The organism is Aeromonas sp. ASNIH7 (genome assembly GCF_002903485.1).
GTDB classification, from domain to species: domain Bacteria; phylum Pseudomonadota; class Gammaproteobacteria; order Enterobacterales; family Aeromonadaceae; genus Aeromonas; species Aeromonas caviae.
Window position 1 is genome coordinate 1,510,305 of sequence record NZ_CP026226.1, and the last position, 23,575, is coordinate 1,533,879.

Annotated in this window: 25 protein-coding genes, 1 tRNA gene and 1 pseudogene; 12 read left to right on the forward strand and 15 right to left on the reverse strand. The window is 59.9% G+C overall.

Going from position 1 to position 23,575, the window contains the following annotated elements:
- From C2U47_RS07010 to C2U47_RS07020, 3 genes are read left to right on the forward strand one after another with little or no spacing between them, the layout of a single operon-like run.
- A complete protein-coding gene (locus C2U47_RS07010; protein WP_000393453.1) occupies positions 1-909 on the forward strand; it encodes a TniB family NTP-binding protein in 909 nt (302 codons plus the stop codon).
- Complete coding sequence (locus C2U47_RS07015) at positions 906-2,123, forward strand: TniQ family protein (protein WP_000801210.1); 1,218 nt, start codon at positions 906-908, stop codon at positions 2,121-2,123. Before C2U47_RS07010 ends, C2U47_RS07015 begins: the two co-directional genes overlap by 4 nt.
- Positions 2,124-2,183: 60 nt before the next feature.
- A complete protein-coding gene (locus tag C2U47_RS07020) occupies positions 2,184-2,798 on the forward strand; it encodes a recombinase family protein (protein ID WP_000904941.1) in 615 nt (204 codons plus the stop codon).
- A 52-nt stretch (positions 2,799-2,850) separates the two neighbouring features.
- Here the strand turns inward: C2U47_RS07020 and merE are convergent, their stop codons facing one another.
- Genes merE through merT form a run of 6 tightly spaced genes read right to left on the reverse strand, consistent with a single transcriptional unit; the run spans position 2,851 to position 5,998 of the window.
- Complete coding sequence (gene merE, locus C2U47_RS07025; RefSeq protein ID WP_001087809.1) at positions 2,851-3,087, reverse strand: broad-spectrum mercury transporter MerE; 237 nt, start codon at positions 3,085-3,087, stop codon at positions 2,851-2,853.
- On the reverse strand, positions 3,084-3,449 hold the full coding sequence (merD, locus tag C2U47_RS07030) for a mercury resistance co-regulator MerD (RefSeq protein WP_003465059.1): 366 nt from the start codon (positions 3,447-3,449) through the stop codon (positions 3,084-3,086). The genes merE and merD overlap by 4 nt, the downstream gene beginning before the upstream one ends.
- A gap of 16 nt (positions 3,450-3,465) precedes the next feature.
- Positions 3,466-5,112, reverse strand: coding sequence for a mercury(II) reductase (gene merA, locus C2U47_RS07035; RefSeq protein ID WP_000136268.1), 1,647 nt, complete (start codon positions 5,110-5,112; stop codon positions 3,466-3,468).
- Positions 5,109-5,354, reverse strand: coding sequence for a mercury resistance system transport protein MerF (gene merF / locus C2U47_RS07040; RefSeq protein ID WP_000654684.1), 246 nt, complete (start codon positions 5,352-5,354; stop codon positions 5,109-5,111). The genes merA and merF overlap by 4 nt, the downstream gene beginning before the upstream one ends.
- Before the next feature lie 2 nt (positions 5,355-5,356).
- A complete protein-coding gene (gene merP, locus C2U47_RS07045) occupies positions 5,357-5,632 on the reverse strand; it encodes a mercury resistance system periplasmic binding protein MerP (protein WP_000735441.1) in 276 nt (91 codons plus the stop codon).
- Positions 5,633-5,647: 15 nt separating this feature from the next.
- Positions 5,648-5,998: a mercuric ion transporter MerT gene (merT, locus tag C2U47_RS07050; protein WP_032454987.1), complete on the reverse strand. Its 351-nt coding sequence runs from the start codon at positions 5,996-5,998 to the stop codon at positions 5,648-5,650.
- A 71-nt stretch (positions 5,999-6,069) separates the two neighbouring features.
- Here merT and merR point away from each other — a divergent pair, with 71 nt between their 5' ends.
- Positions 6,070-6,504, forward strand: coding sequence for an Hg(II)-responsive transcriptional regulator (gene merR / locus C2U47_RS07055; protein WP_000429838.1), 435 nt, complete (start codon positions 6,070-6,072; stop codon positions 6,502-6,504).
- Between the two features lie 27 nt (positions 6,505-6,531).
- Here merR and C2U47_RS07060 read toward each other — a convergent pair whose 3' ends face one another.
- The 4 genes from C2U47_RS07060 to aadA1 all read right to left on the reverse strand — a co-directional run bounded on the left by C2U47_RS07060 (position 6,532) and on the right by aadA1 (position 9,121).
- The gene (locus tag C2U47_RS07060) at positions 6,532-6,858 is read right to left on the reverse strand and encodes a hypothetical protein (RefSeq protein ID WP_077253980.1); all 327 of its coding nucleotides are present in this window, start codon (positions 6,856-6,858) and stop codon (positions 6,532-6,534) included.
- A 127-nt stretch (positions 6,859-6,985) separates the two neighbouring features.
- Positions 6,986-7,825, reverse strand: a complete 840-nt coding sequence (sul1, locus tag C2U47_RS07070) for a sulfonamide-resistant dihydropteroate synthase Sul1 (protein WP_000259031.1) — start codon at positions 7,823-7,825, stop codon at positions 6,986-6,988.
- Positions 7,819-8,166, reverse strand: coding sequence for a quaternary ammonium compound efflux SMR transporter QacE delta 1 (locus tag C2U47_RS07075; protein WP_000679427.1), 348 nt, complete (start codon positions 8,164-8,166; stop codon positions 7,819-7,821). The genes sul1 and C2U47_RS07075 overlap by 7 nt, the downstream gene beginning before the upstream one ends.
- 163 nt (positions 8,167-8,329) lie before the next feature.
- On the reverse strand, positions 8,330-9,121 hold the full coding sequence (gene aadA1 / locus C2U47_RS07080; protein WP_001206316.1) for an ANT(3'')-Ia family aminoglycoside nucleotidyltransferase AadA1: 792 nt from the start codon (positions 9,119-9,121) through the stop codon (positions 8,330-8,332).
- A 145-nt stretch (positions 9,122-9,266) separates the two neighbouring features.
- On the opposite strand from aadA1, the gene intI1 reads away from it, so the two are divergent.
- Positions 9,267-10,280 (forward strand): class 1 integron integrase IntI1, encoded by a 1,014-nt coding sequence (gene intI1, locus C2U47_RS07085; RefSeq protein ID WP_000845048.1) that lies wholly within the window; start codon positions 9,267-9,269, stop codon positions 10,278-10,280.
- A 203-nt stretch (positions 10,281-10,483) separates the two neighbouring features.
- A pseudogene (locus C2U47_RS07095) lies at positions 10,484-10,618 on the forward strand (IS481 family transposase); the annotation flags it as partial.
- Between the two features lie 163 nt (positions 10,619-10,781).
- On the opposite strand, the gene C2U47_RS07100 reads toward C2U47_RS07095, so the two are convergent.
- From C2U47_RS07100 to C2U47_RS07110, 3 genes are all read right to left on the reverse strand, one after another.
- Complete coding sequence (locus C2U47_RS07100) at positions 10,782-11,807, reverse strand: hypothetical protein (protein WP_103261542.1); 1,026 nt, start codon at positions 11,805-11,807, stop codon at positions 10,782-10,784.
- Positions 11,808-11,905: 98 nt separating this feature from the next.
- Positions 11,906-12,925 (reverse strand): tyrosine-type recombinase/integrase, encoded by a 1,020-nt coding sequence (locus C2U47_RS07105; RefSeq protein WP_069784993.1) that lies wholly within the window; start codon positions 12,923-12,925, stop codon positions 11,906-11,908.
- A gap of 113 nt (positions 12,926-13,038) precedes the next feature.
- Positions 13,039-13,123, reverse strand: a tRNA-Leu gene (locus C2U47_RS07110).
- Positions 13,124-13,266: 143 nt separating this feature from the next.
- On the opposite strand from C2U47_RS07110, the gene C2U47_RS07115 reads away from it, so the two are divergent.
- Entirely contained in the window at positions 13,267-13,779 is a 513-nt protein-coding gene (locus C2U47_RS07115; protein WP_042864474.1) for an RDD family protein, read from the forward strand.
- A gap of 144 nt (positions 13,780-13,923) precedes the next feature.
- On the opposite strand, the gene lptG is transcribed toward C2U47_RS07115, so the two are convergent.
- Complete coding sequence (gene lptG / locus C2U47_RS07120; protein ID WP_041210919.1) at positions 13,924-14,994, reverse strand: LPS export ABC transporter permease LptG; 1,071 nt, start codon at positions 14,992-14,994, stop codon at positions 13,924-13,926.
- A 25-nt stretch (positions 14,995-15,019) separates the two neighbouring features.
- Entirely contained in the window at positions 15,020-16,132 is a 1,113-nt protein-coding gene (lptF, locus tag C2U47_RS07125; protein ID WP_069784992.1) for an LPS export ABC transporter permease LptF, read from the reverse strand.
- 172 nt (positions 16,133-16,304) lie between these two features.
- On the opposite strand from lptF, the gene pepA reads away from it, so the two are divergent.
- From pepA to C2U47_RS07150, 5 genes are all read left to right on the forward strand, one after another.
- Positions 16,305-17,816: a leucyl aminopeptidase gene (gene pepA / locus C2U47_RS07130; RefSeq protein ID WP_010672960.1), complete on the forward strand. Its 1,512-nt coding sequence runs from the start codon at positions 16,305-16,307 to the stop codon at positions 17,814-17,816.
- Between the two features lie 169 nt (positions 17,817-17,985).
- Positions 17,986-18,441, forward strand: coding sequence for a DNA polymerase III subunit chi (locus C2U47_RS07135; RefSeq protein ID WP_010672959.1), 456 nt, complete (start codon positions 17,986-17,988; stop codon positions 18,439-18,441).
- Positions 18,442-18,506: 65 nt separating this feature from the next.
- Positions 18,507-21,359, forward strand: coding sequence for a valine--tRNA ligase (locus tag C2U47_RS07140; RefSeq protein WP_069784991.1), 2,853 nt, complete (start codon positions 18,507-18,509; stop codon positions 21,357-21,359).
- A 207-nt stretch (positions 21,360-21,566) separates the two neighbouring features.
- Positions 21,567-22,859, forward strand: a complete 1,293-nt coding sequence (locus C2U47_RS07145) for a hemolysin family protein (protein WP_029313724.1) — start codon at positions 21,567-21,569, stop codon at positions 22,857-22,859.
- 18 nt (positions 22,860-22,877) lie between these two features.
- Positions 22,878-23,543, forward strand: a complete 666-nt coding sequence (locus C2U47_RS07150; protein WP_039040923.1) for a DedA family protein — start codon at positions 22,878-22,880, stop codon at positions 23,541-23,543.
- Positions 23,544-23,575: the final 32 nt, after the last annotated feature.

Sequence of the window (23,575 nt, forward strand, 5' to 3'; positions counted from 1 at the left end):
GTGGAAGAATATCCCATCATCGACTTGTCCCACCTGATGCCGGTGGCCCAGGGCTTGGCCCGTCTTCCGGCGGACGAACGCATCCATCGCCTTCGCGCTGACCGCTGGATCGGCTATCCGCGAGCAGTCGAGGCGCTGAATCGGCTGGAAGCCCTGTATGCGTGGCCGAACAAACAACGCATGCCCAACCTGCTGTTGGTCGGTCCAACCAACAACGGCAAGTCGATGATCGTCGAGAAATTCCGCCGCACCCACCCGGCCAGCTCCGACGCCGACCAGGAGCACATTCCGGTACTGGTCGTGCAGATGCCATCCGAACCGTCGGTAATCCGCTTCTACGTCGCGCTACTTGCCGCGATGGGCGCGCCATTGCGCCCGCGCCCACGGCTGCCGGAAATGGAGCAATTGGCGCTGGCACTGCTACGCAAGGTCGGCGTGCGCATGCTGGTGATCGACGAATTGCACAACGTCCTGGCCGGCAACAGCGTCAACCGCCGGGAATTCCTCAACCTGCTGCGTTTCCTCGGCAACGAGCTGCGCATCCCGCTGGTCGGGGTCGGCACACGCGATGCCTACTTGGCGATCCGCTCGGACGACCAGTTGGAAAACCGCTTCGAGCCGATGATGCTGCCGGTGTGGGAGGCCAACGACGATTGCTGCTCACTGCTGGCCAGCTTCGCGGCTTCGCTCCCGCTGCGGCGACCCTCGTCGATTGCCACGCTGGATATGGCCCGCTACCTGCTCACGCGCAGCGAGGGCACCATCGGCGAGCTGGCGCACCTGTTGATGGCGGCGGCCGTCGCTGCCGTGGAGAGCGGTGAGGAAGCGATCAACCATCGCACGCTCAGCATGGCCGATTACACCGGTCCCAGCGAGCGGCGGCGGCAATTCGAGCGGGAACTGATGTGAAGCCAGCGCCACACTGGCCACTGCATCCGGCTCCCAGGGAAGGCGAAGCCTTGTCTTCGTGGCTCAACCGCGTGGCCCTTTGCTATCACATGGAGGTGTCCGAGCTGCTGGAGCACGATCTTGGTCACGGCCAGGTTGATGACCTGGACACCGCGCCACCACTGGCGCTGCTGGCGATGCTCTCCCAGCGGAGCGGCATCGAGCCGGACCGGCTGCGTTGCATGAGTTTCGCCGGCTGGGTGCCTTGGCTACTGGACAGCCTTGATGATCAGATTCCAGACGCATTGGAAACCTATGCGTTCCAGCTCTCGGTGCTGCTGCCGAAACTCCGCCGTAGGACGCGATCCATCACGAGCTGGCGTGCCTGGCTGCCCAGCCAGCCGATACATCGCGCCTGCCCGCTCTGTCTGAACGACCCGGCAAACCAAGCCGTACTGCTTGCATGGAAGCTGCCCCTGATGCTGAGCTGCCCGCTGCATGGCTGCTGGCTGGAATCCTATTGGGGCGTGCCTGGGCGGTTTCTCGGCTGGGAGAACGCCGACACTGCGCCGCGCACCGCCAGCGACGCGATTGCGGTGATGGACCGGCGCACCTGGCAGGCACTGACGACCGGCCATGTGGAGCTGCCGCGCCGACGCATCCACGCTGGATTGTGGTTTCGGCTACTACGCACGCTGCTCGATGAGCTGAACACCCCGCTTTCGACGTGCGGAACCTGCGCGGGGTATCTCCGCCAAGTCTGGGAAGGCTGCGGGCATCCGCTGCGTGCTGGGCAAAGTCTGTGGCGACCGTATGAAACCCTGAACCCGGCAGTACGGTTGCAGATGCTGGAGGCGGCGGCAACGGCAATCAGCTTGATTGAGATGAGGGATATAAGCCCGCCGGGCGAGCATGCAAAGCTGTTCTGGTCCGAACCCCAAACCGGTTTCACCAGTGGCCTGTCGGCGAAAACGCCGAAGCCCGAACCCGTCGATCACTGGCAACGGGCAGTCCAGGCCATCGATGAGGCCATCATTGAAGCGCGGCACGACCCCGAGACGGCACGCTCGCTGTTCGCGTTGGCTTCCTATGGTCGGCGCGACCCCGCTTCCCTGGAACAGTTGCGCGCCACCTTCGCAAAGGAAGGCATCCCCCCGGAATTCCTGTCACATTACGTGCCTGATGGACCCTTTGCATGTCTTAGACAGAATGACGGGTTAAGTGACAAATTTTGACGACCAGAACTTTCCGGTGCACACTGTCACATAATCGAACGTATATGTGACAGGTACGACATGCTGATAGGCTACATGCGGGTATCGAAGGCGGACGGCTCCCAGGCTACCGATTTGCAGCGCGACGCGCTGATTGCCGCCGGGGTCGATCCAGTACATCTTTACGAGGACCAGGCATCCGGCATGCGCGAGGATCGGCCCGGCTTGACGAGCTGCCTGAAGGCGTTGCGAACTGGCGACACACTGGTCGTGTGGAAACTGGATCGGCTCGGACGCGACCTGCGACATCTCATCAACACCGTGCACGACCTGACTGGGCGCGGCATCGGCTTGAAGGTATTAACCGGGCACGGCGCGGCCATCGACACCACGACCGCCGCCGGCAAGCTGGTCTTTGGCATCTTCGCCGCCCTGGCCGAGTTCGAGCGCGAGTTGATCGCGGAGCGCACGATTGCCGGCCTAGCCTCGGCCCGCGCGCGCGGGCGGAAAGGCGGCCGGCCGTTCAAGATGACCGCCGCCAAGCTGCGGCTGGCGATGGCGGCAATGGGTCAGCCAGAGACCAAGGTCGGCGACCTGTGCCAGGAACTTGGCGTCACGCGGCAGACCCTGTATCGGCATGTTTCACCCAAGGGTGAGCTACGTCCAGATGGCGAGAAGCTACTCAGCCGAATTTGATGCCGGCATGAGGCAACGTAGCGACAGCGTGGTTTGTCTCAATGGGAAGCGCTCATGATCGATCTTTGAAGGCCCGCAGCAGTCGTGTCACAGACAGGACGAACAAACCGGTCAGCGTGAGGGCTGCGATACCCCAGTACTCTCCGATGAACGCGCCGGCCGTCGTGCCGGCCAGCACAATGGCGAGAATCGGCAAATGGCAGGGACAGGTGAGCACGGCCAGCGCGCCCCACAGGTAGCCGGTGATCGGTTTGTGCGTCTCGGACGGCAAGCGCTCGGGGCTGTTCATGGCAGACTCTCCGCGTGCTGTGCCGGCTCGGTCGGCATGGTGGCCAACTGCACCTCCAGATCGGCCAACGCTTCGCGCCGACGCTCGACGAACTGGCGCAGAACGGCAAGCTGCGCGGCCGCTTCATCGCCGTCCGCAGCATCCAGCGCCCGGCACAGCCGCGCCAGCGCGTCCAGGCCGATGCCCGCCTCGAAGGCCGCCCGCACGAAGCACAGCCGTTGCAAGGCGGCATCATCGAACAGGCCATAGCCGCCCGGGGTGCACGCCACCGGACGCAGCAATCCGCGCAGCAGGTAGTCGCGCACGATATGCACGCTCACCCCGGCATCAAGGGCCAGCCGGGACACGGTGTAGGCGCTCATTGAAAACCTCCTTTTTTTATCCAGCGCAGCAGGAAAGCTGCTTCACGTCCTTGTTGAAGGTCTGCGCCGCAAGCTTCAACCCCTCGACCATTGTCAGGTAGGGGAACAACTGGTCGGCCAGTTCCTGCACCGTCATGCGGTTGCGGATGGCGAGCACCGCCGTCTGGATCAGTTCGCCCGCTTCCGGGGCCACCGCCTGCACGCCGATGAGCCGTCCGCTACCTTCCTCGATGACCAGCTTGATGAAGCCGCGTGTGTCGAAGTTGGCAAGCGCTCGCGGAACGTTGTCGAGTGTCAGCGTGCGACTGTCGGTCTCGATGCCATCGTGGTGCGCTTCCGCCTCGCTGTAGCCCACGGTGGCGACTTGCGGGTCGGTGAACACCACTGCCGGCATCGCGGTCAGATTGAGGGCTGCGTCGCCGCCGGTCATGTTGATCGCGGCACGGGTGCCGGCGGCCGCTGCCACGTAGACGAACTGCGGCTGGTCGGTGCAGTCGCCGGCCGCGTAGATGTTCGGGTTGCTCGTGCGCATGCCTTGGTCGATAACGATGGCCCCTTGCGCATTGACAGTGACCCCCGCCGCGTCCAGCGCGAGGCTGCGCGTATTCGGTGCCCGACCGGTGGCAACCAGCAACTTGTCAGCGCGCAATTCACCGTGTCCGGTGGTCAGCACGAATTCGCCGTTCACATGGGCGACCTGGCTGGCTTGCGTGTGCTCCAGCACCTCGATGCCCTCGGCGCGGAAAGCGGCTGTCACGGCCTCGCCGATGGCCGGGTCTTCCCGGAAGAACAAGGTGCTGCGTGCCAGGATCGTGACCTGGCTGCCGAGCCGGGCAAAGGCTTGCGCCAGTTCCAACGCCACCACCGACGAACCGATCACGGCCAGGCGTGCGGGAATGGTGTCGCTGACAAGCGCTTCGGTGGAAGTCCAGTAGGGTGACTCTTTCAGGCCCGGAATCGGCGGCACGGCCGGACTGGCACCGGTGGCGACCAGGCAGCGGTCGAACGTTACCTCGCGCTCGCCACCCTCGTTCAAACGGACGACCAGGCTCTGGTCGTCCTTGAAACGCGCTTCACCGTGCAAAACGGTGATGGCTGGATTGCCGTCCAGGATGCCTTCGTATTTGGCGTGCCGCAGTTCATCGACACGGGCCTGCTGCTGGGCCAGCAGTTTGCTGCGGTCAATCGCAGGCACAGTTGCCGCAATACCGCCGTCGAACGGACTTTCCCGGCGCAGATGGGCAATATGGGCAGCGCGGATCATGATCTTGGACGGCACACAGCCGATATTGACGCAGGTGCCGCCGATGGTGCCGCGTTCGATCAGCGTGACCGTCGCGCCTTGCTCGACGGCCTTCAGCGCCGCCGCCATCGCGGCCCCGCCGCTGCCAATGATGGCGATATGCAAACCGGCGCCCTCAAGTGCATCACGGATTTTTGGTTCATCTTTGAAATCACCAACCCGGATCGAGCCTTGATAACCCAATGCGGCGATGGCGGCCAGCAGTTGGTTGTGGCTCACGGCGGTGTCTGCCATGACTTGCGCGCGGCTTTCTGGATAGGACACCACAGCGGCATTCACGCCGGGAATCTTTTCCAAAGCATCTTTGACATGGGTGGCGCAGGATGTGCAGGTCATGCCATTCACGGTGATTTCGGTCATTTTTTTACTCCATTGAATTTCGGGGTGCAGCAGGCATCGGCTTGGCGTTTTCGTTGGATGGCGTAGATGGTCAAGCCGATGAAAATCGCCAGCGCAGGCAGCAGCACATAGTCCAGATAGCCGGTCAGCGCGGACAAGCCGACCACACCGAGCAAAATGACCAGAACAGGGGTGAAGCAACACAGCGCCACGAGGGTTGTGCCAATGATGCTGACCCGCAGCAGTGTCTTCGGGTCTTTCATGATCAGTTCTTGACTGATGATGGGTAGCCCGCATCCTCGGTAGCCTTGGTCAGTTTCTGCACGCTGGTCTTGGCATCATCGAAGGTGACCACCGCTTCGCGCGTCTCGAAGGTCACGTCAACTTTACTGACGCCATCGACCTTGGAAATCGCCTTCTTGACAGTGATCGGACAGGCCGAGCAGGTCATGCCCGGTACGGACAGCGTAACGGTCTGGGTGGCGGCCCACACGGGGGCAACAACGGCAGCGAGGGCAAGGGCGGAAAGCAGCTTTTTCATGGTGAACTCCTGTGATCAATAGAAAAATGGCACGACGTAGGGAAATCCGAGCGCGACCAAAACCAGCACGGCCACGCCCCAGAAAATGAGCTTGTAAGTAGCTCGCACTTGGGGAATCGCGCAAACCTCACCCGGTTTGCAGGCGGCTGACGGCCGGTAGATGCGCCGCCAGGCGAAGAACAACGCCACCAGCGCCACGCCGATAAAGATGGGGCGATAGGGTTCCAACACCGTCAAGTTGCCGATCCAAGCGCCGCTGAACCCCAAGGCGATCAGAACCAGCGGCCCGAGGCAGCAAGCCGAGGCGAGGATGGCGGCCAGCCCGCCAGTGAAGAGCGCGCCGCACCCGTTTTGAGGTTCAGACATACGTTTGTCCTTTCGAATCTGAATTGGATAGCTTAAGCTTACTTCCGTAGTTATGTACGGAGTCAAGCGATATGGAAAACAATTTGGAGAACCTGACCATTGGCGTTTTCGCCAGGACGGCCGGGGTCAATGTGGAGACCATCCGGTTCTATCAGCGCAAGGGCTTGCTCCCGGAACCGGACAAGCCTTACGGCAGCATTCGCCGCTATGGCGAGACGGATGTAACGCGGGTGCGCTTCGTGAAATCAGCCCAGCGGTTGGGCTTCAGCCTGGATGAGATCGCCGAGCTGCTGCGGCTGGAGGATGGCACCCATTGCGAGGAAGCCAGCAGCCTGGCCGAGCACAAGCTCAAGGACGTGCGCGAGAGGATGGCTGACCTGGCGCGCATGGAGGCCGTGCTGTCTGATTTGGTGTGCGCCTGCCATGCGCGGAAGGGGAACGTTTCCTGCCCGCTGATTGCGTCACTGCAAGGGAAGAAAGAACCGCGCAGTGCGGACGCGGTGTAGCCCGAGGGAACTACGCCTTAGCGTGCTTTATTTTCCGTTTTCTGAGGCGACTCCAACGTCAGAAAAGACCGTGCGGTCGACTTTTGATATTTCGTGCTGTCGCCTTCTGAAAGTGACATCGGGATCCTCGGCCGACAAGGTGCAACAGCCGACGATGCCGTCGCTGCAACTCGCGACTAGGAGCTCGGATCTCAGGACGAAGGTCTCCGCGAATGTCCGGTCGATCCGCGCGACGTCCCAGGCGGGCGTTCCCTTGGCGGACATCCACGCCGCAGCGTCGTGCATCAGCCGCACAACCTCGTCGATATCACCCGAGCAGGCGACCCGAACGTTCGGAGGCTCCTCGCTGTCCATTCGCTCCCCTGGCGCGGTATGAACCGCCGCCTCATAGTGCAGTTTGATCCTGACGAGCCCAGCATGTCTGCGCCCACCTTCGCGGAACCTGACCAGGGTCCGCTAGCGGGCGGCCGGAAGGTGAATGCTAGGCATGATCTAACCCTCGGTCTCTGGCGTCGCGACTGCGAAATTTCGCGAGGGTTTCCGAGAAGGTGATTGCGCTTCGCAGATCTCCAGGCGCGTGGGTGCGGACGTAGTCAGCGCCATTGCCGATCGCGTGAAGTTCCGCCGCAAGGCTCGCTGGACCCAGATCCTTTACAGGAAGGCCAACGGTGGCGCCCAAGAAGGATTTCCGCGACACCGAGACCAATAGCGGAAGCCCCAACGCCGACTTCAGCTTTTGAAGGTTCGACAGCACGTGCAGCGATGTTTCCGGTGCGGGGCTCAAGAAAAATCCCATCCCCGGATCGAGGATGAGCCGGTCGGCAGCGACCCCGCTCCGTCGCAAGGCGGAAACCCGCGCCTCGAAGAACCGCACAATCTCGTCGAGCGCGTCTTCGGGTCGAAGGTGACCGGTGCGGGTGGCGATGCCATCCCGCTGCGCTGAGTGCATAACCACCAGCCTGCAGTCCGCCTCAGCAATATCGGGATAGAGCGCAGGGTCAGGAAATCCTTGGATATCGTTCAGGTAGCCCACGCCGCGCTTGAGCGCATAGCGCTGGGTTTCCGGTTGGAAGCTGTCGATTGAAACACGGTGCATCTGATCGGACAGGGCGTCTAAGAGCGGCGCAATACGTCTGATCTCATCGGCCGGCGATACAGGCCTCGCGTCCGGATGGCTGGCGGCCGGTCCGACATCCACGACGTCTGATCCGACTCGCAGCATTTCGATCGCCGCGGTGACAGCGCCGGCGGGGTCTAGCCGCCGGCTCTCATCGAAGAAGGAGTCCTCGGTGAGATTCAGAATGCCGAACACCGTCACCATGGCGTCGGCCTCCGCAGCGACTTCCACGATGGGGATCGGGCGAGCAAAAAGGCAGCAATTATGAGCCCCATACCTACAAAGCCCCACGCATCAAGCTTTTGCCCATGAAGCAACCAGGCAATGGCTGTAATTATGACGACGCCGAGTCCCGACCAGACTGCATAAGCAACACCGACAGGGATGGATTTCAGAACCAGAGAAAGAAAATAAAATGCGATGCCATAACCGATTATGACAACGGCGGAAGGGGCAAGCTTAGTAAAGCCCTCGCTAGATTTTAATGCGGATGTTGCGATTACTTCGCCAACTATTGCGATAACAAGAAAAAGCCAGCCTTTCATGATATATCTCCCAATTTGTGTAGGGCTTATTATGCACGCTTAAAAATAATAAAAGCAGACTTGACCTGATAGTTTGGCTGTGAGCAATTATGTGCTTAGTGCATCTAACGCTTGAGTTAAGCCGCGCCGCGAAGCGGCGTCGGCTTGAACGAATTGTTAGACATTATTTGCCGACTACCTTGGTGATCTCGCCTTTCACGTAGTGAACAAATTCTTCCAACTGATCTGCGCGGGAGGCCAAGCGATCTTCTTCTTGTCCAAGATAAGCCTGTCTAGCTTCAAGTATGACGGGCTGATACTGGGCCGGCAGGCGCTCCATTGCCCAGTCGGCAGCGACATCCTTCGGCGCGATTTTGCCGGTTACTGCGCTGTACCAAATGCGGGACAACGTAAGCACTACATTTCGCTCATCGCCAGCCCAGTCGGGCGGCGAGTTCCATAGCGTTAAGGTTTCATTTAGCGCCTCAAATAGATCCTGTTCAGGAACCGGATCAAAGAGTTCCTCCGCCGCTGGACCTACCAAGGCAACGCTATGTTCTCTTGCTTTTGTCAGCAAGATAGCCAGATCAATGTCGATCGTGGCTGGCTCGAAGATACCTGCAAGAATGTCATTGCGCTGCCATTCTCCAAATTGCAGTTCGCGCTTAGCTGGATAACGCCACGGAATGATGTCGTCGTGCACAACAATGGTGACTTCTACAGCGCGGAGAATCTCGCTCTCTCCAGGGGAAGCCGAAGTTTCCAAAAGGTCGTTGATCAAAGCTCGCCGCGTTGTTTCATCAAGCCTTACGGTCACCGTAACCAGCAAATCAATATCACTGTGTGGCTTCAGGCCGCCATCCACTGCGGAGCCGTACAAATGTACGGCCAGCAACGTCGGTTCGAGATGGCGCTCGATGACGCCAACTACCTCTGATAGTTGAGTCGATACTTCGGCGATCACCGCTTCCCTCATGATGTTTAACTTTGTTTTAGGGCGACTGCCCTGCTGCGTAACATCGTTGCTGCTCCATAACATCAAACATCGACCCACGGCGTAACGCGCTTGCTGCTTGGATGCCCGAGGCATAGACTGTACAAAAAAACAGTCATAACAAGCCATGAAAACCGCCACTGCGCCGTTACCACCGCTGCGTTCGGTCAAGGTTCTGGACCAGTTGCGTGAGCGCATACGCTACTTGCATTACAGTTTACGAACCGAACAGGCTTATGTCCACTGGGTTCGTGCCTTCATCCGTTTCCACGGTGTGCGTCACCCGGCAACCTTGGGCAGCAGCGAAGTCGAGGCATTTCTGTCCTGGCTGGCGAACGAGCGCAAGGTTTCGGTCTCCACGCATCGTCAGGCATTGGCGGCCTTGCTGTTCTTCTACGGCAAGGTGCTGTGCACGGATCTGCCCTGGCTTCAGGAGATCGGAAGACCTCGGCCGTCGCGGCGCTTGCCGGTGGTGCTGACCCCGGATGAAGTGGTTCGCATCCTCGGTTTTCTGGAAGGCGAGCATCGTTTGTTCGCCCAGCTTCTGTATGGAACGGGCATGCGGATCAGTGAGGGTTTGCAACTGCGGGTCAAGGATCTGGATTTCGATCACGGCACGATCATCGTGCGGGAGGGCAAGGGCTCCAAGGATCGGGCCTTGATGTTACCCGAGAGCTTGGCACCCAGCCTGCGCGAGCAGCTGTCGCGTGCACGGGCATGGTGGCTGAAGGACCAGGCCGAGGGCCGCAGCGGCGTTGCGCTTCCCGACGCCCTTGAGCGGAAGTATCCGCGCGCCGGGCATTCCTGGCCGTGGTTCTGGGTTTTTGCGCAGCACACGCATTCGACCGATCCACGGAGCGGTGTCGTGCGTCGCCATCACATGTATGACCAGACCTTTCAGCGCGCCTTCAAACGTGCCGTAGAACAAGCAGGCATCACGAAGCCCGCCACACCGCACACCCTCCGCCACTCGTTCGCGACGGCCTTGCTCCGCAGCGGTTACGACATTCGAACCGTGCAGGATCTGCTCGGCCATTCCGACGTCTCTACGACGATGATTTACACGCATGTGCTGAAAGTTGGCGGTGCCGGAGTGCGCTCACCGCTTGATGCGCTGCCGCCCCTCACTAGTGAGAGGTAGGGCAGCGCAAGTCAATCCTGGCGGATTCACTACCCCTGCGCGAAGGCCATCGGTGCCGCATCGAACGGCCGGTTGCGGAAAGTCCTCCCTGCGTCCGCTGATGGCCGGCAGCAGCCCGTCGTTGCCTGATGGATCCAACCCCTCCGCTGCTATAGTGCAGTCGGCTTCTGACGTTCAGTGCAGCCGTCTTCTGAAAACGACACCTGGATAGCTACCTGGAGCACTACAACACCCAGCGGCCACATCAGGGCAGGATGATGGAAGGACAGACTCCCTACAGCATGTTCAAAAAGGGTCTGAAATTGATACCGAAGGAAGTGCGCACTAAAGTAGCGTAAACAAGACACCGGTTTGAGGCCGGTGTCAGGTGATAACTAGATCTGTACATGAGGTTGAGGTCTTGCATACTGCTTATACTCCCTTTCCTGTTGCTCTTGGTGTTCTGCGGTTTGGTCGGGGAGTATTTAACGCGATGTGATAGGTTTTCTTTTAGAACAGAAGTCAGCTCACTTCTGTTCTTGACTTTTTCAATATTTTGGCTGCACTAACGATATATGAAGGGATAACTCCCCATGCTTCAGCAACAAACCGAGCCCATGGCTCATCTTCTTTATTTGTCCTGCATGGGACTCCTGATGCAGTCAGCATTACTTTTGCGGCCTGTACAGCATCAAGTTGAGATTCTTTCATCTGATTCTGAAGCTCAGTATCTTCTTTAATGAGCTTGATCGATCTCTCTAAAGAAGCGATATCATCAATATACAGTGACTCAAAACCACCTTCGCTCGCTGTCTGAGCGTGTAAGTGTAGAATCAGATCCTCAAGATACTCCAAGGTAATCTCGGAATCTGACAGAGGTAGATCCTTGTTGCGCATTCCTTGTCGGGTATACCCTCTCCCCCATACTTTCCCCAGGCAAGGGTTTAGCAACGCGATATCCAAGGCTAATCTAACAAGAGCGTACGATATTTCTTCTTCACTTTTCCCTGTTACTTGAGCCATGAATCCCTTTTGGAAGCCAATCTTGTGATATTCAATGTAGGCAGCCACAGCCAGTCTTGGAATTTTGTATCTATGAGGAGAGACCCTATTTCTAGCTCGGATAGTAGCAACTGACGGTGCTGTGATGTCTGAGTCAGCCCAGCGGAGCTCAAGCGCATTCAGTTCAAAATTCAGTAGTTCATCAGTCCACCCAATTTTCCGCAACTTTGCGCTATAACTGATGGCCTCTTTGGCTACTTCACGCTTTATCGTCAGGCGAGGTGTTTTATTTTCCCAGCTCCCAATATGGTATTGGTCATTTTGGCGCTCGACTTCATCATCAGATGTTACTTTTTTGGCTGTGATGTCGATTGATACTGAGTCTATTAATTGACCATCTTTTGTAATGGCCAACCTCGGGCGACCATTTGGGGAGAAGTACGGAATTCCTTCCTCTCCATCAAAAATGATGGGGTTATCATCTGGTGATTTTTGCCATACGACTAAACCCTCCAGAAAATCGCTGTTTATATATTGATCACTCATCTACTACATCCCCAGACAAACAAAAGCCCCTCGCATCCATAGATGCGAGGGGCTCAAGCTAACATGTTCAATACATCTAAGCTGCACAGCCTAATTGATTAACCCCCCATGAGATTACCAAATACCCGATCAGTGAGTTTGGCTTTGTGGGCATTGCACAAATGGGAATATCGCTGGGTCATGGTGATCGACTTATGGCCTAACACCTCTGCGATCTCCAGAATGCTGGCACCATTCATCGCCAACAAGCTGGCACAGCTATGTCGAAGGTCGTGAAAATGGAAATCAGAGAGCAACGCAGCTTTCTTCGCAGCCTGCCAGTGGTAGTCAAACTCGGTAAACGGTCGATTGAGGCCAGAAGGGTGAGGGAAAACAAAGCTGGCACCAATCTCACGAAACTGGGAGAGCTCAGTAAGCAAGTCAGCAGTCAGAGACAGAACCCTCTGACTACCATTCTTGGTAACCGCCAAGTGAGCAGTTCGCGCGTTGAAATTGATGTCTGACCACTTGAGGCCGATCAGCTCGCCCCTCCGTGCTCCAGTGGTCAACGCCATATGAACCAGCATATGAAGTCGCCCCCACTTGCTCAACTTGGTGGCCTTCATCAATCGAGCCAGTTCATCTGCCGACAAAAAGCGTGTGCGAGCATTGTCTTCCCGCTTCTGCTTCACTTCCAGGCAAGGATTTACCTTGAGGTCATAGCGATCGCACATGTAGGCAAATACTGCTGACAACGCGGCTTTGTAGCGGTTCAGAGTCGCAGGAGCTTTCCCTTCTGCCTCCAGAATCGAGATGGCGTTCTTGATCCGCTGGCGGTTGACCTTGTTCAACGTCTTGTCGCCAAGATGTTCAACCCACCAGCCCAGACGCTGGGGTACAGACTTGTCTCGCCCCTTGTGCTGTTCAAGGTACTCATGAATAGCTTGTTGAATGGTGGTGCTAGTGAGGGTGACGTTGGTTAAGGCATCTGCCAGCTCGTCAGATACGGTGATCTGAGCCAGGAACTGCTCTGCGTCTTTTTTGCGGGTAAAAACTTTGGATACACGGTTGCCGTTACGCATGAACTGAACGCGATAGGACTTGCCGGTTTTTCGAGTGAGAACTTGGATACTTGCCATTGGTTGAAACCTCTTGCACAGATTTGCACATGAATGAGTGTTATCAACCGCAGAAACTTTGAGCAGGAGCGCTCTTGAGCGCTATAACCTGTTGACCAAACAGGGGAAAAGAATGGTGCCCGGGGTCGGACTCGAACCGACACGTATTGCTACGGCGGATTTTGAATCCGCTGCGTCTACCGATTTCGCCACCCGGGCAGCTGCGAGGGATTATACGAATGGCGCTTGGCCATGCAAGGTGTTTTTCTTGCGCCCACCGTTGTTTGCTCATTTATTCAACGCCTTGCCGATGCCAGGCCAGTTACATAGAATGCCCGCATCATATTAATGGAATAATCATCATGGCCAAGCGCAAGACCCCCTCCCCTCTCCAGCCTGCTCCCCGGCATCCGTCTGCCGGTCTGCTGCGCCGTCTCGGCGCCCTGCTCTATGACTATCTGGTGGTGATTGCCCTGCTGATCATCGCCGGCTTCATCGGCATGGGGGTGGCCCACCTGCTGCTGGCCACCGGCATGGCGCACGTTCCCGAGGGCAAGGATGCCGCCTGGCTGCTCACCAGCCCCCTCTACAGCGCCTGGCTGGCCTTCGTCATCTGCGGTTTCTACACCTGGTTCTGGGTCCGCGCCGGCCAGACCATTGGCATGCGGGCCTGGCGCCTGCGCATCCAGAACCTGGACGGCAGCAACATTCGCGTCACCCAGGCCCTGATCCGGCTCGCCACCTCGGCCTTTGGCCTGGGCAACCTGCTGTGTGTGTTCAATCGCGCCCGCCCCCGCGCCTTCCAGGACATCTGGGCCGAGTGCGAGGTGGTGGTACTCGGCAAGACGGAAAACCTGGATCAGCTCAATCGCTGATCCCAAGACGGCAACGAAAAAGGGCACCCCGAGGTGCCCTTTTTGTTGACCAGAACTGAGTGCTTGCAGCCCAGAACCTTGACGGAAACGGTGCATCGAGAGCAATGGCCGCCTGTTGTCAGCAGCCCGCCGTCCTTCAGGCCGCTACTGCTTGCGGCTCAGGATATAGAAGGAGATGCCGCCAAACAGCAGGCTGGGTGCGATGGCCGCGAGGATGGGCGGGACCGCATAGACCAGGCTGACCGGGCCGAACACCCTGTCGCTCACATAGACCGCGAAGCCGGTCATGATCCCCATCAGCATCCGCGCCCCCATGCTCACCGAACGCAGCGGGCCGAAGATGAAGGAGGAGGCGAGCAGTATCATGGCCACCACGGAGAGCGGTGAGAGCAGCTTGCGCCACATCTCCAGCTTGTAGCGTCCGGCATCCTGCTTGTTGGCATCCAGATAACCGATGTAGTCCCGCAGCCCCGAGATGGGCAGGTTTTCGGGATCGATACTGACCACCCCGAGCTGCTTGGGGGTCAGCTCGGATTGCCAGGCCATCTGGGCATGCTGTTCGTCCTGGATCCGGGTGGGATCGTCAAACCGGGTGATGTGCACCTGTTTCAGCAGCCAGTGGTGATCCTCGAACACCCCCTCCTTCGCCTGCACCACGTCGATCAGGTTGCGGGACGGAGTGAAGCGGTAGAGGGTGATGCCGGTCAGGGCGCCATCGTTGCGCACCCCGTTGATGTTGACGAAGTTGTTGCCATCCCGTGCCCAGACCCCGTAGGCCGAGACCGTGAGCCGCCCTTCCGACATGGCCCCCGCCTTGATGTCATCCGCCATCCGCTTGGCGGCCGGTGCGACGTACTCGCCCATCAGCCCCACCAGCAGCATCAGGGGAATGGCGGTCTTGAGCGCCGCCATGACGATGCTGATCTTGGAGCGTCCCGCCGCCTGCATCACCACCAGCTCGGAGCTGGTCGCGAGCTGGCCCAGGCCGATGAGGCCACCGAGCAGGGCCGCCAGGGGGAAGAAGAGCACCGCCTCCTTGGGCATGGAGAGCAGCACGTAGTAGAGGGCGTTGAGCATGTCGTAGTTGCCTTCCCCGACCGCCTTCAACTGCTCCACGTACTTGATGAGCGCGGCCAGCCCGACCAGGGTCAGCTCGCACAGCAGGATCGACATGAAGATGACCCTGCCTATGTATCTATCGAGAATGCCGAACATCAGCAGAGACTCCCAGGTTGCAGCATCATGCTGACTTTCTCTTGAACAATTGCCCTTTGACCCCGTTCCACCAGCTGGTGCCCTGCAGGTTGAGAGGCAACCCTATCAGCAGCAGATAGACCAGGGGCACCAGGAACATCCCGGGCCAGTGGGGCAGACGCCCGCTGTCGATGGCCGACCGGGCGGCACTGAGCAGCAGGAAATAGGAGAGATAGAGCAGGATGGCCGGCAGCAGCCTGGCGTAACGCCCCTGACGGGGATTGACCCGCGCCATCGGCACCACCAGGAAGGTGAGCACCAGGATGGAGAGGGGCAGCGACAGGCGCCACTGCAATTCGGCCATCAGCTGGTTGTCCTGGGTGCCGAGCAATGCCAGGGTCGGCTTGGCCGCCGCCTTGCGGTTGGATCGCTCCATCTCCTGCTGGCGGATCACCAGGCTGTATTCACGAAACTCCGAGACCTGGAACTGCTTGCCGGTGAAATGCCCCTCGTAGCGCGAGCCATCCTTCAGGGTCAGCCACTGCAAGCCGTTGCTGTCGGCGGTCACCTGCCCCTCGTTGGCCACCACCACTGACGGGGGTGAGCCCCCCTCGGCCCGTTGCAGCACGAAGATTTTCTGCAACTCCGACCCCTTGTCGTTCAGATCCTGGATGTAGGCCACCAGGCGCCCCTTGTCGAGCTCCATGAAGCGGCCGGCCTGCAGGAAAGAGATACCGGGATCGGCCTTGAACTCGTCGATCACCTGGTACTCCCGCTCCTTGGCCTGGGGGGCGACCCAGCCGGTGTTGAACGCCGCGACGGCGGCGGTCAGCAGGGCCAGCACCAGGGCGCTGCCCATGATGAAACGGTGACTGAAACCCACCGCGTGCATCACCGTCATTTCGCTTTCCGCGTACAAACGGCCGTGAGCAAACAGAATGGCTAAAAACAGACTGATAGGCAGCATCAACAACGCCATATTCGGCAGGTTGAGCAGCAGGAGGGTGGATACCAGGCGCGTCGGCACCTCACCATCGGCGGCATCGCCAATGATCTGGATAAATTGCTGGCTGACGAAGATAAGCAGCAGCACGAACAGCACCGCCAGCTGGGTTTTCAGGGTCTCCCTGAACAAATATCGGAAAACGATCACAGTCATTCCCAAGTAAACTTGTGTTTTTAGTCGAATGCCTGAAAAATAGGGCCCTATATTGGATTTTTACCAGTTTGAACTGCGGAGCCTGTGACTGTTCGCTCCGCCTCTGATACCCCAACAAGCACCGCATTATTCAATAAATGGTGCCTTTTGTCTTTAGGATGTAGGAGATTCCATGGAGTTCAGTGTAAAGAGTGGCAGTCCTGAGAAGCAACGCAGTGCCTGCGTCGTGGTCGGCGTTTTTGAGCCCCGCCGCCTCTCTCCGGTTGCCGAACAGCTGGACAAGATCAGCGACGGCTACCTCAGCTCGCTGCTGCGCCGTGGCGACCTGGAAGGGAAACCGGGCCAGATGCTGCTGCTGCATCAAGTACCGGGCGTGCTCAGCGAGCGCGTACTGCTGGTCGGGTGCGGCAAGGAGCGCGAACTCGACGAGCGCCAGTACAAGCAGATCATCAACAAGACCATCACCACCCTGAACGAAACCGGCTCCATGGAAGCGGTCTGCTTCCTGACCGAGCTGCACGTCAAGGGTCGGGATACCTACTGGAAGGTGCGTCAGGCGGTTGAAACCACCAAGGCGGGCCTCTACAGCTTCGATCAGTTCAAGACCAACAAGGCCGAACCGCGCCGTCCGCTGCGCAAGCTGGTCTTCAACGTGCCGACGCGTCGGGAACTGACCATAGGCGAGCGCGCCATCAACCACGGCCTGGCCGTGGCGAAAGGGGTGCGCATCTGCCGCGACGTGGCGAACATGCCGCCCAACGTCTGCAATCCCGCCTACCTCGCCTCCCAGGCCCGCCGTCTGGCGGATGCCTATGACAACATCACCACCAGGGTGGTGGGGGAGCAGGAGATGGCCGAGCTCGGCATGAACTCATACCTCGCAGTGGCCCGCGGCTCCGAGAACGAAGCCATGATGGCCATCATCGAGTACAAGGGCAACGCCGACGCCAAGCCCATCGTGCTGGTGGGCAAGGGGCTGACCTTCGACTCCGGCGGCATCTCCATCAAGCCGGCAGACGGCATGGACGAGATGAAGTACGACATGGGTGGCGCCGCCTCCGTGCTCGGCACCATGCACGCCCTGGCCCAGTTGCAGCTGCCCATCAACGTCATCGGCGTGCTGGCGGGCTGCGAGAACATGCCGGGGGGCAACGCCTACCGCCCTGGTGACATCCTCACTACCATGTCCGGCCAGACCGTCGAGGTGCTCAACACCGACGCCGAAGGCCGCCTGGTGCTGTGCGATGCCCTGACCTATGTGGACCGCTACGATCCCGAGACCGTGATCGACGTGGCGACCCTGACCGGTGCCTGCATCATCGCCCTGGGCCACCATACTTCTGGCCTCTTGGCGAACCACAATCCCCTGGCCCACGAGCTGCTCAACGCCTCCGAACAGGCCGGCGATCGCGCCTGGCGTCTGCCCCTGTTCGACGAGTATCAGGAGCAGCTGGAAAGCCCGTTCGCGGACATGGCCAACATCGGTGGCCGTCCGGCCGGTACCATCACCGCCGCCGCCTTCCTGTCGCGCTTCACCAAGAAGTACAACTGGGCCCACCTGGATATCGCAGGGACCGCCTGGAAGAGCGGCAAGGAGAAGGGCTCCACCGGCCGTCCTGTGCCCCTGCTGACCCAGTTCCTGCTCAACCGGGCCGGCGTGGCGGACGTCGAAGACAAGGAGTAATCCCCTTCCCCATCGACTCGAAGAGCGATGCGAGAAGGCGTTACCCTGTATCACAAGGAAGAGGCCTGCCTCTTCCTTGTTTCATTGAGAGAATCCGGGAAGTCCGTGCCAGACGCGGCTCCCGAAGACGGCCAATCGCTGTCCGTCACAGCCAAACGGGACCGACCTGATGAGCCAAGTGACCTTTTACCTGATGAGCCAGCCCGATGATGCGGATGCCTCCGCCGTCGAGCGCCTCGCCTGCCAACTTGCGGCCGATGGCTGGAGCGCAGGCCACCTCTATCTGCTGTGCGAGGACGAGGCCCAGGCCCTGCGTCTGGACGAGCTGTTGTGGCAGTTGCCGCCCGATCGCTTCGTGCCGCACCAGTTGCAGGGGGAGAGCGGTCAGGCCCCGGTGGAGATAGGCCATCAGCCGCCACGGCGGCGCTATGCCTGCCTCATCAACCTGGCCCGGCAGACACCTTTGTTTGCAGGACACTTCGCTCAAGTGGTAGATTTTGTCCCCACTGACGAAACGCAAAAGCAGCAAGCCCGCGAGCGCTACAAGCACTATCGCCAGGCGGGCCATACCCTCGAGATGAGGGATCAGCCCGTCCTTGCCGCACCGGATCCGGCGCAGCCCTGACTGTGCCACCCTCGATCCACGACGAATCAACACCAGACTCCATCCATCCAGAATACGGCGAGACCATGGAAAAGACTTTTAATCACAACGCCATCGAACAGGCGCTCTATCAGCACTGGGAAGCCCAGGGTTACTTCAAGCCCCACGGCGACACCAGCAAAGACTCCTTCTGCATCATGATCCCGCCGCCGAACGTCACCGGCAGCCTGCACATGGGTCACGCCTTCCAGCAGACCCTGATGGACACCCTGATCCGCTACAACCGCATGCAGGGCAAGAACACCCTGTGGCAGGCGGGTACCGACCACGCCGGTATCGCCACCCAGATGGTGGTTGAGCGCAAGATCGCCGCAGAAGAGGGCAAGACCCGCCACGATTACGGCCGGGAAGCCTTCATCGACAAGATCTGGCAGTGGAAGGAAGAGTCCGGTGGCACCATCACCCGTCAGATGCGCCGTCTGGGTGACTCCGTGGACTGGGAGCGCGAGCGCTTCACCATGGATGAGGGCCTCTCCGCCGCCGTCCAGGAAGTGTTCGTGCGCCTGTACGAAGACGGCCTGATGTACCGCGGCAAGCGTCTGGTGAACTGGGATCCCAAGCTCAACACCGCCATCTCCGACCTGGAAGTGGAAAACCGCGAGATCAAGGGCCACATGTGGCACCTTCGCTACCCGCTGGCCAACGGCGCCAAGACCGCCGAAGGCCAGGATTACCTGATCGTCGCCACCACCCGTCCGGAAACCATGCTGGGTGATACCGCCGTCGCGGTAAACCCGGAAGACCCGCGCTACAAGGCGCTGATCGGCCAGCACATCCTGCTGCCGCTGGTGAACCGTCTGATCCCCATCGTTGCCGACGAACACGCCGACATGGAGAAGGGCACCGGCTGCGTGAAGATCACCCCGGCCCACGACTTCAACGACAACGAAGTGGGCAAGCGCCACAACCTGCCGATGATCAACATCTTCACCCTGGACGCCCACGTGCGTGCCGAGGCCGAAGTGGTCGATACCAATGGCAACCCCAGCACCGCCTATGACGCCGCCCTGCCGACCGAGTTCGCCGGGATGGAGCGCTTCGCCGCCCGCAAGGCCATCGTCGCCAAGCTGGACGAGCTGGGCCTCCTGGCCGAGATCAAGGATCACGTGCTGCAACAGCCTTACGGCGATCGCGGCGGCGTGCCCATCGAGCCCATGCTGACCGACCAGTGGTACGTGCGCGTGGCCCCCATGGCCAAGACCGCCATCGAGGCGGTGGAAGATGGCCGCATCCAGTTCGTGCCGAAGCAGTACGAAAACATGTACTTCTCCTGGATGCGCGACATTCAGGACTGGTGCGTCTCCCGTCAGCTGTGGTGGGGTCACCGCATCCCGGCCTGGTATGACGATGCCGGCAACGTCTACGTGGGCCGCAACGAAGAGGAAGTGCGCGCCAAGCACAGCATCCCGTCCGTGACCGTGCTGCGTCAGGACGAAGACGTGCTCGACACCTGGTTCAGCTCCGCCCTGTGGACCTTCTCCACCCTGGGCTGGCCGAACAACACCGAGGCACTCAAGACCTTCCACCCGACCGACGTGCTGATGAGCGGCTTCGACATCATCTTCTTCTGGATTGCCCGGATGATCATGATGACCATGCACTTCATCAAGGACGAGAACGGCCAGCCGCAAGTCCCGTTCAAGACCGTCTACATCACCGGCCTCATCCGTGACGAAGAAGGCCAGAAGATGTCCAAGTCCAAGGGCAACGTGCTGGACCCCCTCGACATGATCGACGGTATCTCCCTGGAAGACCTGCTGGAGAAGCGCACCGGCAACATGATGCAGCCGCAGATGGCCGAGAAGATCGCCAAGCGCACCGCCAAGCAGTTCCCGGAAGGGATCAATGCCCACGGCACCGACGCCCTGCGCTTCACCCTGGCGGCGCTCGCCTCCACCGGCCGTGACATCAACTGGGACATGAAGCGCCTGGATGGCTACAACAACTTCTGCAACAAGCTGTGGAACGCCTCCCGCTATGTGCTGATGAACACCGAAGATCAGGATTGCGGCTTTGCCGGTGGCGAGATGCAGTTCAGCCTGGCGGATCGCTGGATCCAGTCCCAGCTGCAAGTGGCCATCCGAGACTTCCGCACCGCCCTCGATACCTACCGCTTCGACATCGCGGCAGGCGTCTTGTACGAATTTATCTGGAACCAGTTCTGTGACTGGTATCTGGAGCTGACCAAGCCGGTGCTGACCAAGGGTTCCGAGGCCGAGCAGCGCGCTGCCCGCCACACCCTCGTCAGTGTCCTCGAGACCCTGCTGCGCCTGGCACACCCGATCATCCCGTTCATCACCGAAACCATCTGGAAATCGGTCGCCCCGCTGGCCGGCGTACACGCCGACACCATCATGATTCAGGCTTTCCCGGAATTCGACGCCGCCAGGGTGGACGACGCCGCGATGGCGGATCAGGAGTGGGTGAAGGAGTTCATCGTCAGCATCCGCAACATCCGCGCCGAGATGAACGTGGCCCCGAGCGTGCCCCTCAACGTGCTGCTCCAGTGCGATGCCAAGGATGCCGAGCGCGCCCAGGGCAACGAGGCCTTCCTCAAGTCCCTGGCCCGTCTGGAATCCATCCGCGTACTGGCGGCCGGTGAAACCGCCCCGCTGTCGGTCAAGAAATTGATCGGTGCCACCGAGCTGATGATCCCCATGGCCGGTCTCATCGACAAGGAAGCCGAACTGGCCCGTCTGGCCAAAGAGGTGGCCCGTCTGGTGGGCGAGTGCGGCCGCATCGAAGGCAAGCTCGGCAACGAAGCCTTCGTCGCCAAGGCGCCGGAAGCGGTCATCATCAAGGAGCGCGAGAAGCTGGAAGATTACCGTCTCCAGCTGACCAAGCTGGAAGCTCAGCAGGCCGAGATCGCCGCGCTCTAAGCCACAGCGCAACATGACAAGCCCCCGTTTATCGGGGGCTTTTTCATGTCAGGGGTTCAGTTCTCCCTCTCCTGCCCCGCAGTTTTATCCCTCCCGCCGGGACGATATTCAAAAATTCACGAGCCAAATCACCTCCTTTCACAAGCGCAGAGCCCGCAAATTCATTACACTGCCAGCGGTCTTTTCTATCGGGAGTGCTGCTGCAGTATGGAAATATTGATCCTGTTTGGATTGATTTTGCTCAATGGCGTCTTCGCCATGTCGGAAATCGCCATCGTGACGGCACGCAAGGCACGCCTCGCCAAAATGGCGAGCGAAGGGAGCCGCTCCGCCGCCATCGCCCTCAAGCTCGGGGAAGATCCGACCCATTTCCTCTCCGCCGTGCAGATCGGCATCACCAGCATCGGCCTGCTCAACGGTATCTATGGCGAGTCCCTGCTGGCCCAGCCCTTCGCTCTCTGGCTGCAGGAGTGGGGGCTCTCCCCCAAGAGCAGCAGCCTGCTCGCCACCGTCATCGTGGTCGTGCTGGTCACCTATCTCTCCATCGTGGTAGGGGAGCTCGTGCCCAAACGCCTCGGACAGCTCAGCGCCGAGCGCATTGCCTGTCTGGTAGCCCGCCCCATGCTCTGGCTTGCGACCCTGACCCGTCCCTTCGTCTGGTTGCTCTCCGCCTCCACCAACGCCAGCCTGCGGCTGCTGCGGGTCGATCAGCGCAGCAGCAACAACGTCACTCAGGAGGAGATCCACGCCATGCTGGTGGAGGGCTCCGAAGCGGGGGTGATCGAGGACCATGAGCACACTATGTTGCGCAACGTGTTCCGCCTCGACGAACGCAGCCTGGCCTCCCTGATGGTGCCGCGCAGCGACATACGCTATCTGGACCTGTCACTGCCGCTGGAAGTGAACCTCCAACGTCTGGTGGAATATCGCCACAGCTTCTTCCCTGTCTGTGACGGCAGCCTGTCGGATCTCGTCGGCATCCTCAACGTCAGCAAGGTGCTGCACGCCTACATCAAGGGAGAGCCCATCGATCTGGCAGCGCTGACCCAGGACGGCAGCCTGCTGCCGGAGACCCTCAACGGCCTGGAGCTGCTCAACCACTTCCGTACCCACTCCGAGCACATGGTGCTGGTGGTGGACGAGTATGGCGAACTGCAGGGGCTGGTCACCCAGCAGGATCTGCTGGAAACCCTGGCCGGCGACTTCCAGCAGGAAGATGGGGAGGACAACTGGGCCTTCCAGCGCGCCGACGGCAGCTGGCTGCTCGACGGCCTCATTCCACTGCCAGAATTGAAGGACTGTCTGGAGCTGGTTCGTCTGCCGGAAGAAGAAAAACATCACTATCACACCCTTGGAGGGCTTATCATGCTGCTCCTTGGCCGCCTTCCCCAGACCGGAGACCTGGTCACCCTGGAACAGTGGCAACTGGAAATCGTGGATATGGACGGCCTGCGCATCGACAAGGTGCTTGCCATGCCCTTGACCGACCAACCCAGCTAACCTGCGGAGTTTGCATGTATGGAGCAGTTTTACCACCTGGCTCACGCCTTTATGCATCAGGATCTGGCGACACTCTCTGATCCCAAGATGGTCTTCATGGTCTATGTCGTCCTGCTGACCTTCCTGGTGCTCGAGAATGGCTTTATCCCCACCGCCTTCCTGCCAGGGGATACCCTGCTGATCCTGACCGGCGTGCTGATCTATCAGGGGGTGTTGCCGATGGCGGTGGTCCCGCTGCTGATCATGGCGACCTTCGTCGGTACCTGGCTTGGCTACATGCAGGGGCGTTTCCTCGGCCACACCCGGATGTATCACAGGCTGATGTCCCATCTCGATGACAAGCACAAGGAGAAGGTGCACTACCTGCTCAACAAGTACGGCATCATCACCCTGATCACCGCCCGCTACATCGCCTTCGTGCGTACCGCCTACCCCTATATCGTCGGCGCCAACGAGATCCCCCAGGGGCGCTTCCTGGTGGTCAACCTGATCAGCTCCATCATGTGGATCTGCCCCCTGGTCGGGCTGGGTTACTACCTGAGCCACACCAAGCTGGCCGCGCAGTATGAGTCCCAATTTCTCAGCGTCATTATCTACCTGCCGGTCGTGCTGCTGGTGGGCGGCCTCATCGCTCTGGTCTGGCGCTGGTGGAGCAGACGCAAGCCCGGCGTCTCCAGAGAGTGAGACAAACCACAGGGTCGCCCACAGGCGGCCCT

Excerpts from the sequence above, each read along its gene's own strand:
- lptF (WP_069784992.1), bottom strand. The coding sequence starts at position 16,132 with ATGACTGTGATCGTTTTCCGATATTTGTTCAGGGAGACCCTGAAAACC.
- aadA1 (WP_001206316.1), bottom strand. The coding sequence starts at position 9,121 with ATGAGGGAAGCGGTGATCGCCGAAGTATCGACTCAACTATCAGAGGTA.
- merF (WP_000654684.1), bottom strand. The coding sequence starts at position 5,354 with ATGAAAGACCCGAAGACACTGCTGCGGGTCAGCATCATTGGCACAACC.
- sul1 (WP_000259031.1), bottom strand. The coding sequence starts at position 7,825 with ATGGTGACGGTGTTCGGCATTCTGAATCTCACCGAGGACTCCTTCTTC.
- C2U47_RS07135 (WP_010672959.1), top strand. The coding sequence starts at position 17,986 with ATGAGCCAAGTGACCTTTTACCTGATGAGCCAGCCCGATGATGCGGAT.
- C2U47_RS07060 (WP_077253980.1), bottom strand. The coding sequence starts at position 6,858 with ATGGACAGCGAGGAGCCTCCGAACGTTCGGGTCGCCTGCTCGGGTGAT.
- C2U47_RS07140 (WP_069784991.1), top strand. The coding sequence starts at position 18,507 with ATGGAAAAGACTTTTAATCACAACGCCATCGAACAGGCGCTCTATCAG.
- pepA (WP_010672960.1), top strand. The coding sequence starts at position 16,305 with ATGGAGTTCAGTGTAAAGAGTGGCAGTCCTGAGAAGCAACGCAGTGCC.
- merA (WP_000136268.1), bottom strand. The coding sequence starts at position 5,112 with ATGACCGAAATCACCGTGAATGGCATGACCTGCACATCCTGCGCCACC.
- merT (WP_032454987.1), bottom strand. The coding sequence starts at position 5,998 with ATGTCTGAACCTCAAAACGGGTGCGGCGCGCTCTTCACTGGCGGGCTG.
- merD (WP_003465059.1), bottom strand. The coding sequence starts at position 3,449 with ATGAGCGCCTACACCGTGTCCCGGCTGGCCCTTGATGCCGGGGTGAGC.
- merP (WP_000735441.1), bottom strand. The coding sequence starts at position 5,632 with ATGAAAAAGCTGCTTTCCGCCCTTGCCCTCGCTGCCGTTGTTGCCCCC.
- C2U47_RS07115 (WP_042864474.1), top strand. The coding sequence starts at position 13,267 with ATGGCCAAGCGCAAGACCCCCTCCCCTCTCCAGCCTGCTCCCCGGCAT.
- C2U47_RS07105 (WP_069784993.1), bottom strand. The coding sequence starts at position 12,925 with ATGGCAAGTATCCAAGTTCTCACTCGAAAAACCGGCAAGTCCTATCGC.
- lptG (WP_041210919.1), bottom strand. The coding sequence starts at position 14,994 with ATGTTCGGCATTCTCGATAGATACATAGGCAGGGTCATCTTCATGTCG.
- C2U47_RS07150 (WP_039040923.1), top strand. The coding sequence starts at position 22,878 with ATGGAGCAGTTTTACCACCTGGCTCACGCCTTTATGCATCAGGATCTG.
- merR (WP_000429838.1), top strand. The coding sequence starts at position 6,070 with ATGGAAAACAATTTGGAGAACCTGACCATTGGCGTTTTCGCCAGGACG.
- C2U47_RS07145 (WP_029313724.1), top strand. The coding sequence starts at position 21,567 with ATGGAAATATTGATCCTGTTTGGATTGATTTTGCTCAATGGCGTCTTC.
- C2U47_RS07100 (WP_103261542.1), bottom strand. The coding sequence starts at position 11,807 with ATGAGTGATCAATATATAAACAGCGATTTTCTGGAGGGTTTAGTCGTA.
- intI1 (WP_000845048.1), top strand. The coding sequence starts at position 9,267 with ATGAAAACCGCCACTGCGCCGTTACCACCGCTGCGTTCGGTCAAGGTT.
- C2U47_RS07020 (WP_000904941.1), top strand. The coding sequence starts at position 2,184 with ATGCTGATAGGCTACATGCGGGTATCGAAGGCGGACGGCTCCCAGGCT.
- merE (WP_001087809.1), bottom strand. The coding sequence starts at position 3,087 with ATGAACAGCCCCGAGCGCTTGCCGTCCGAGACGCACAAACCGATCACC.
- C2U47_RS07075 (WP_000679427.1), bottom strand. The coding sequence starts at position 8,166 with ATGAAAGGCTGGCTTTTTCTTGTTATCGCAATAGTTGGCGAAGTAATC.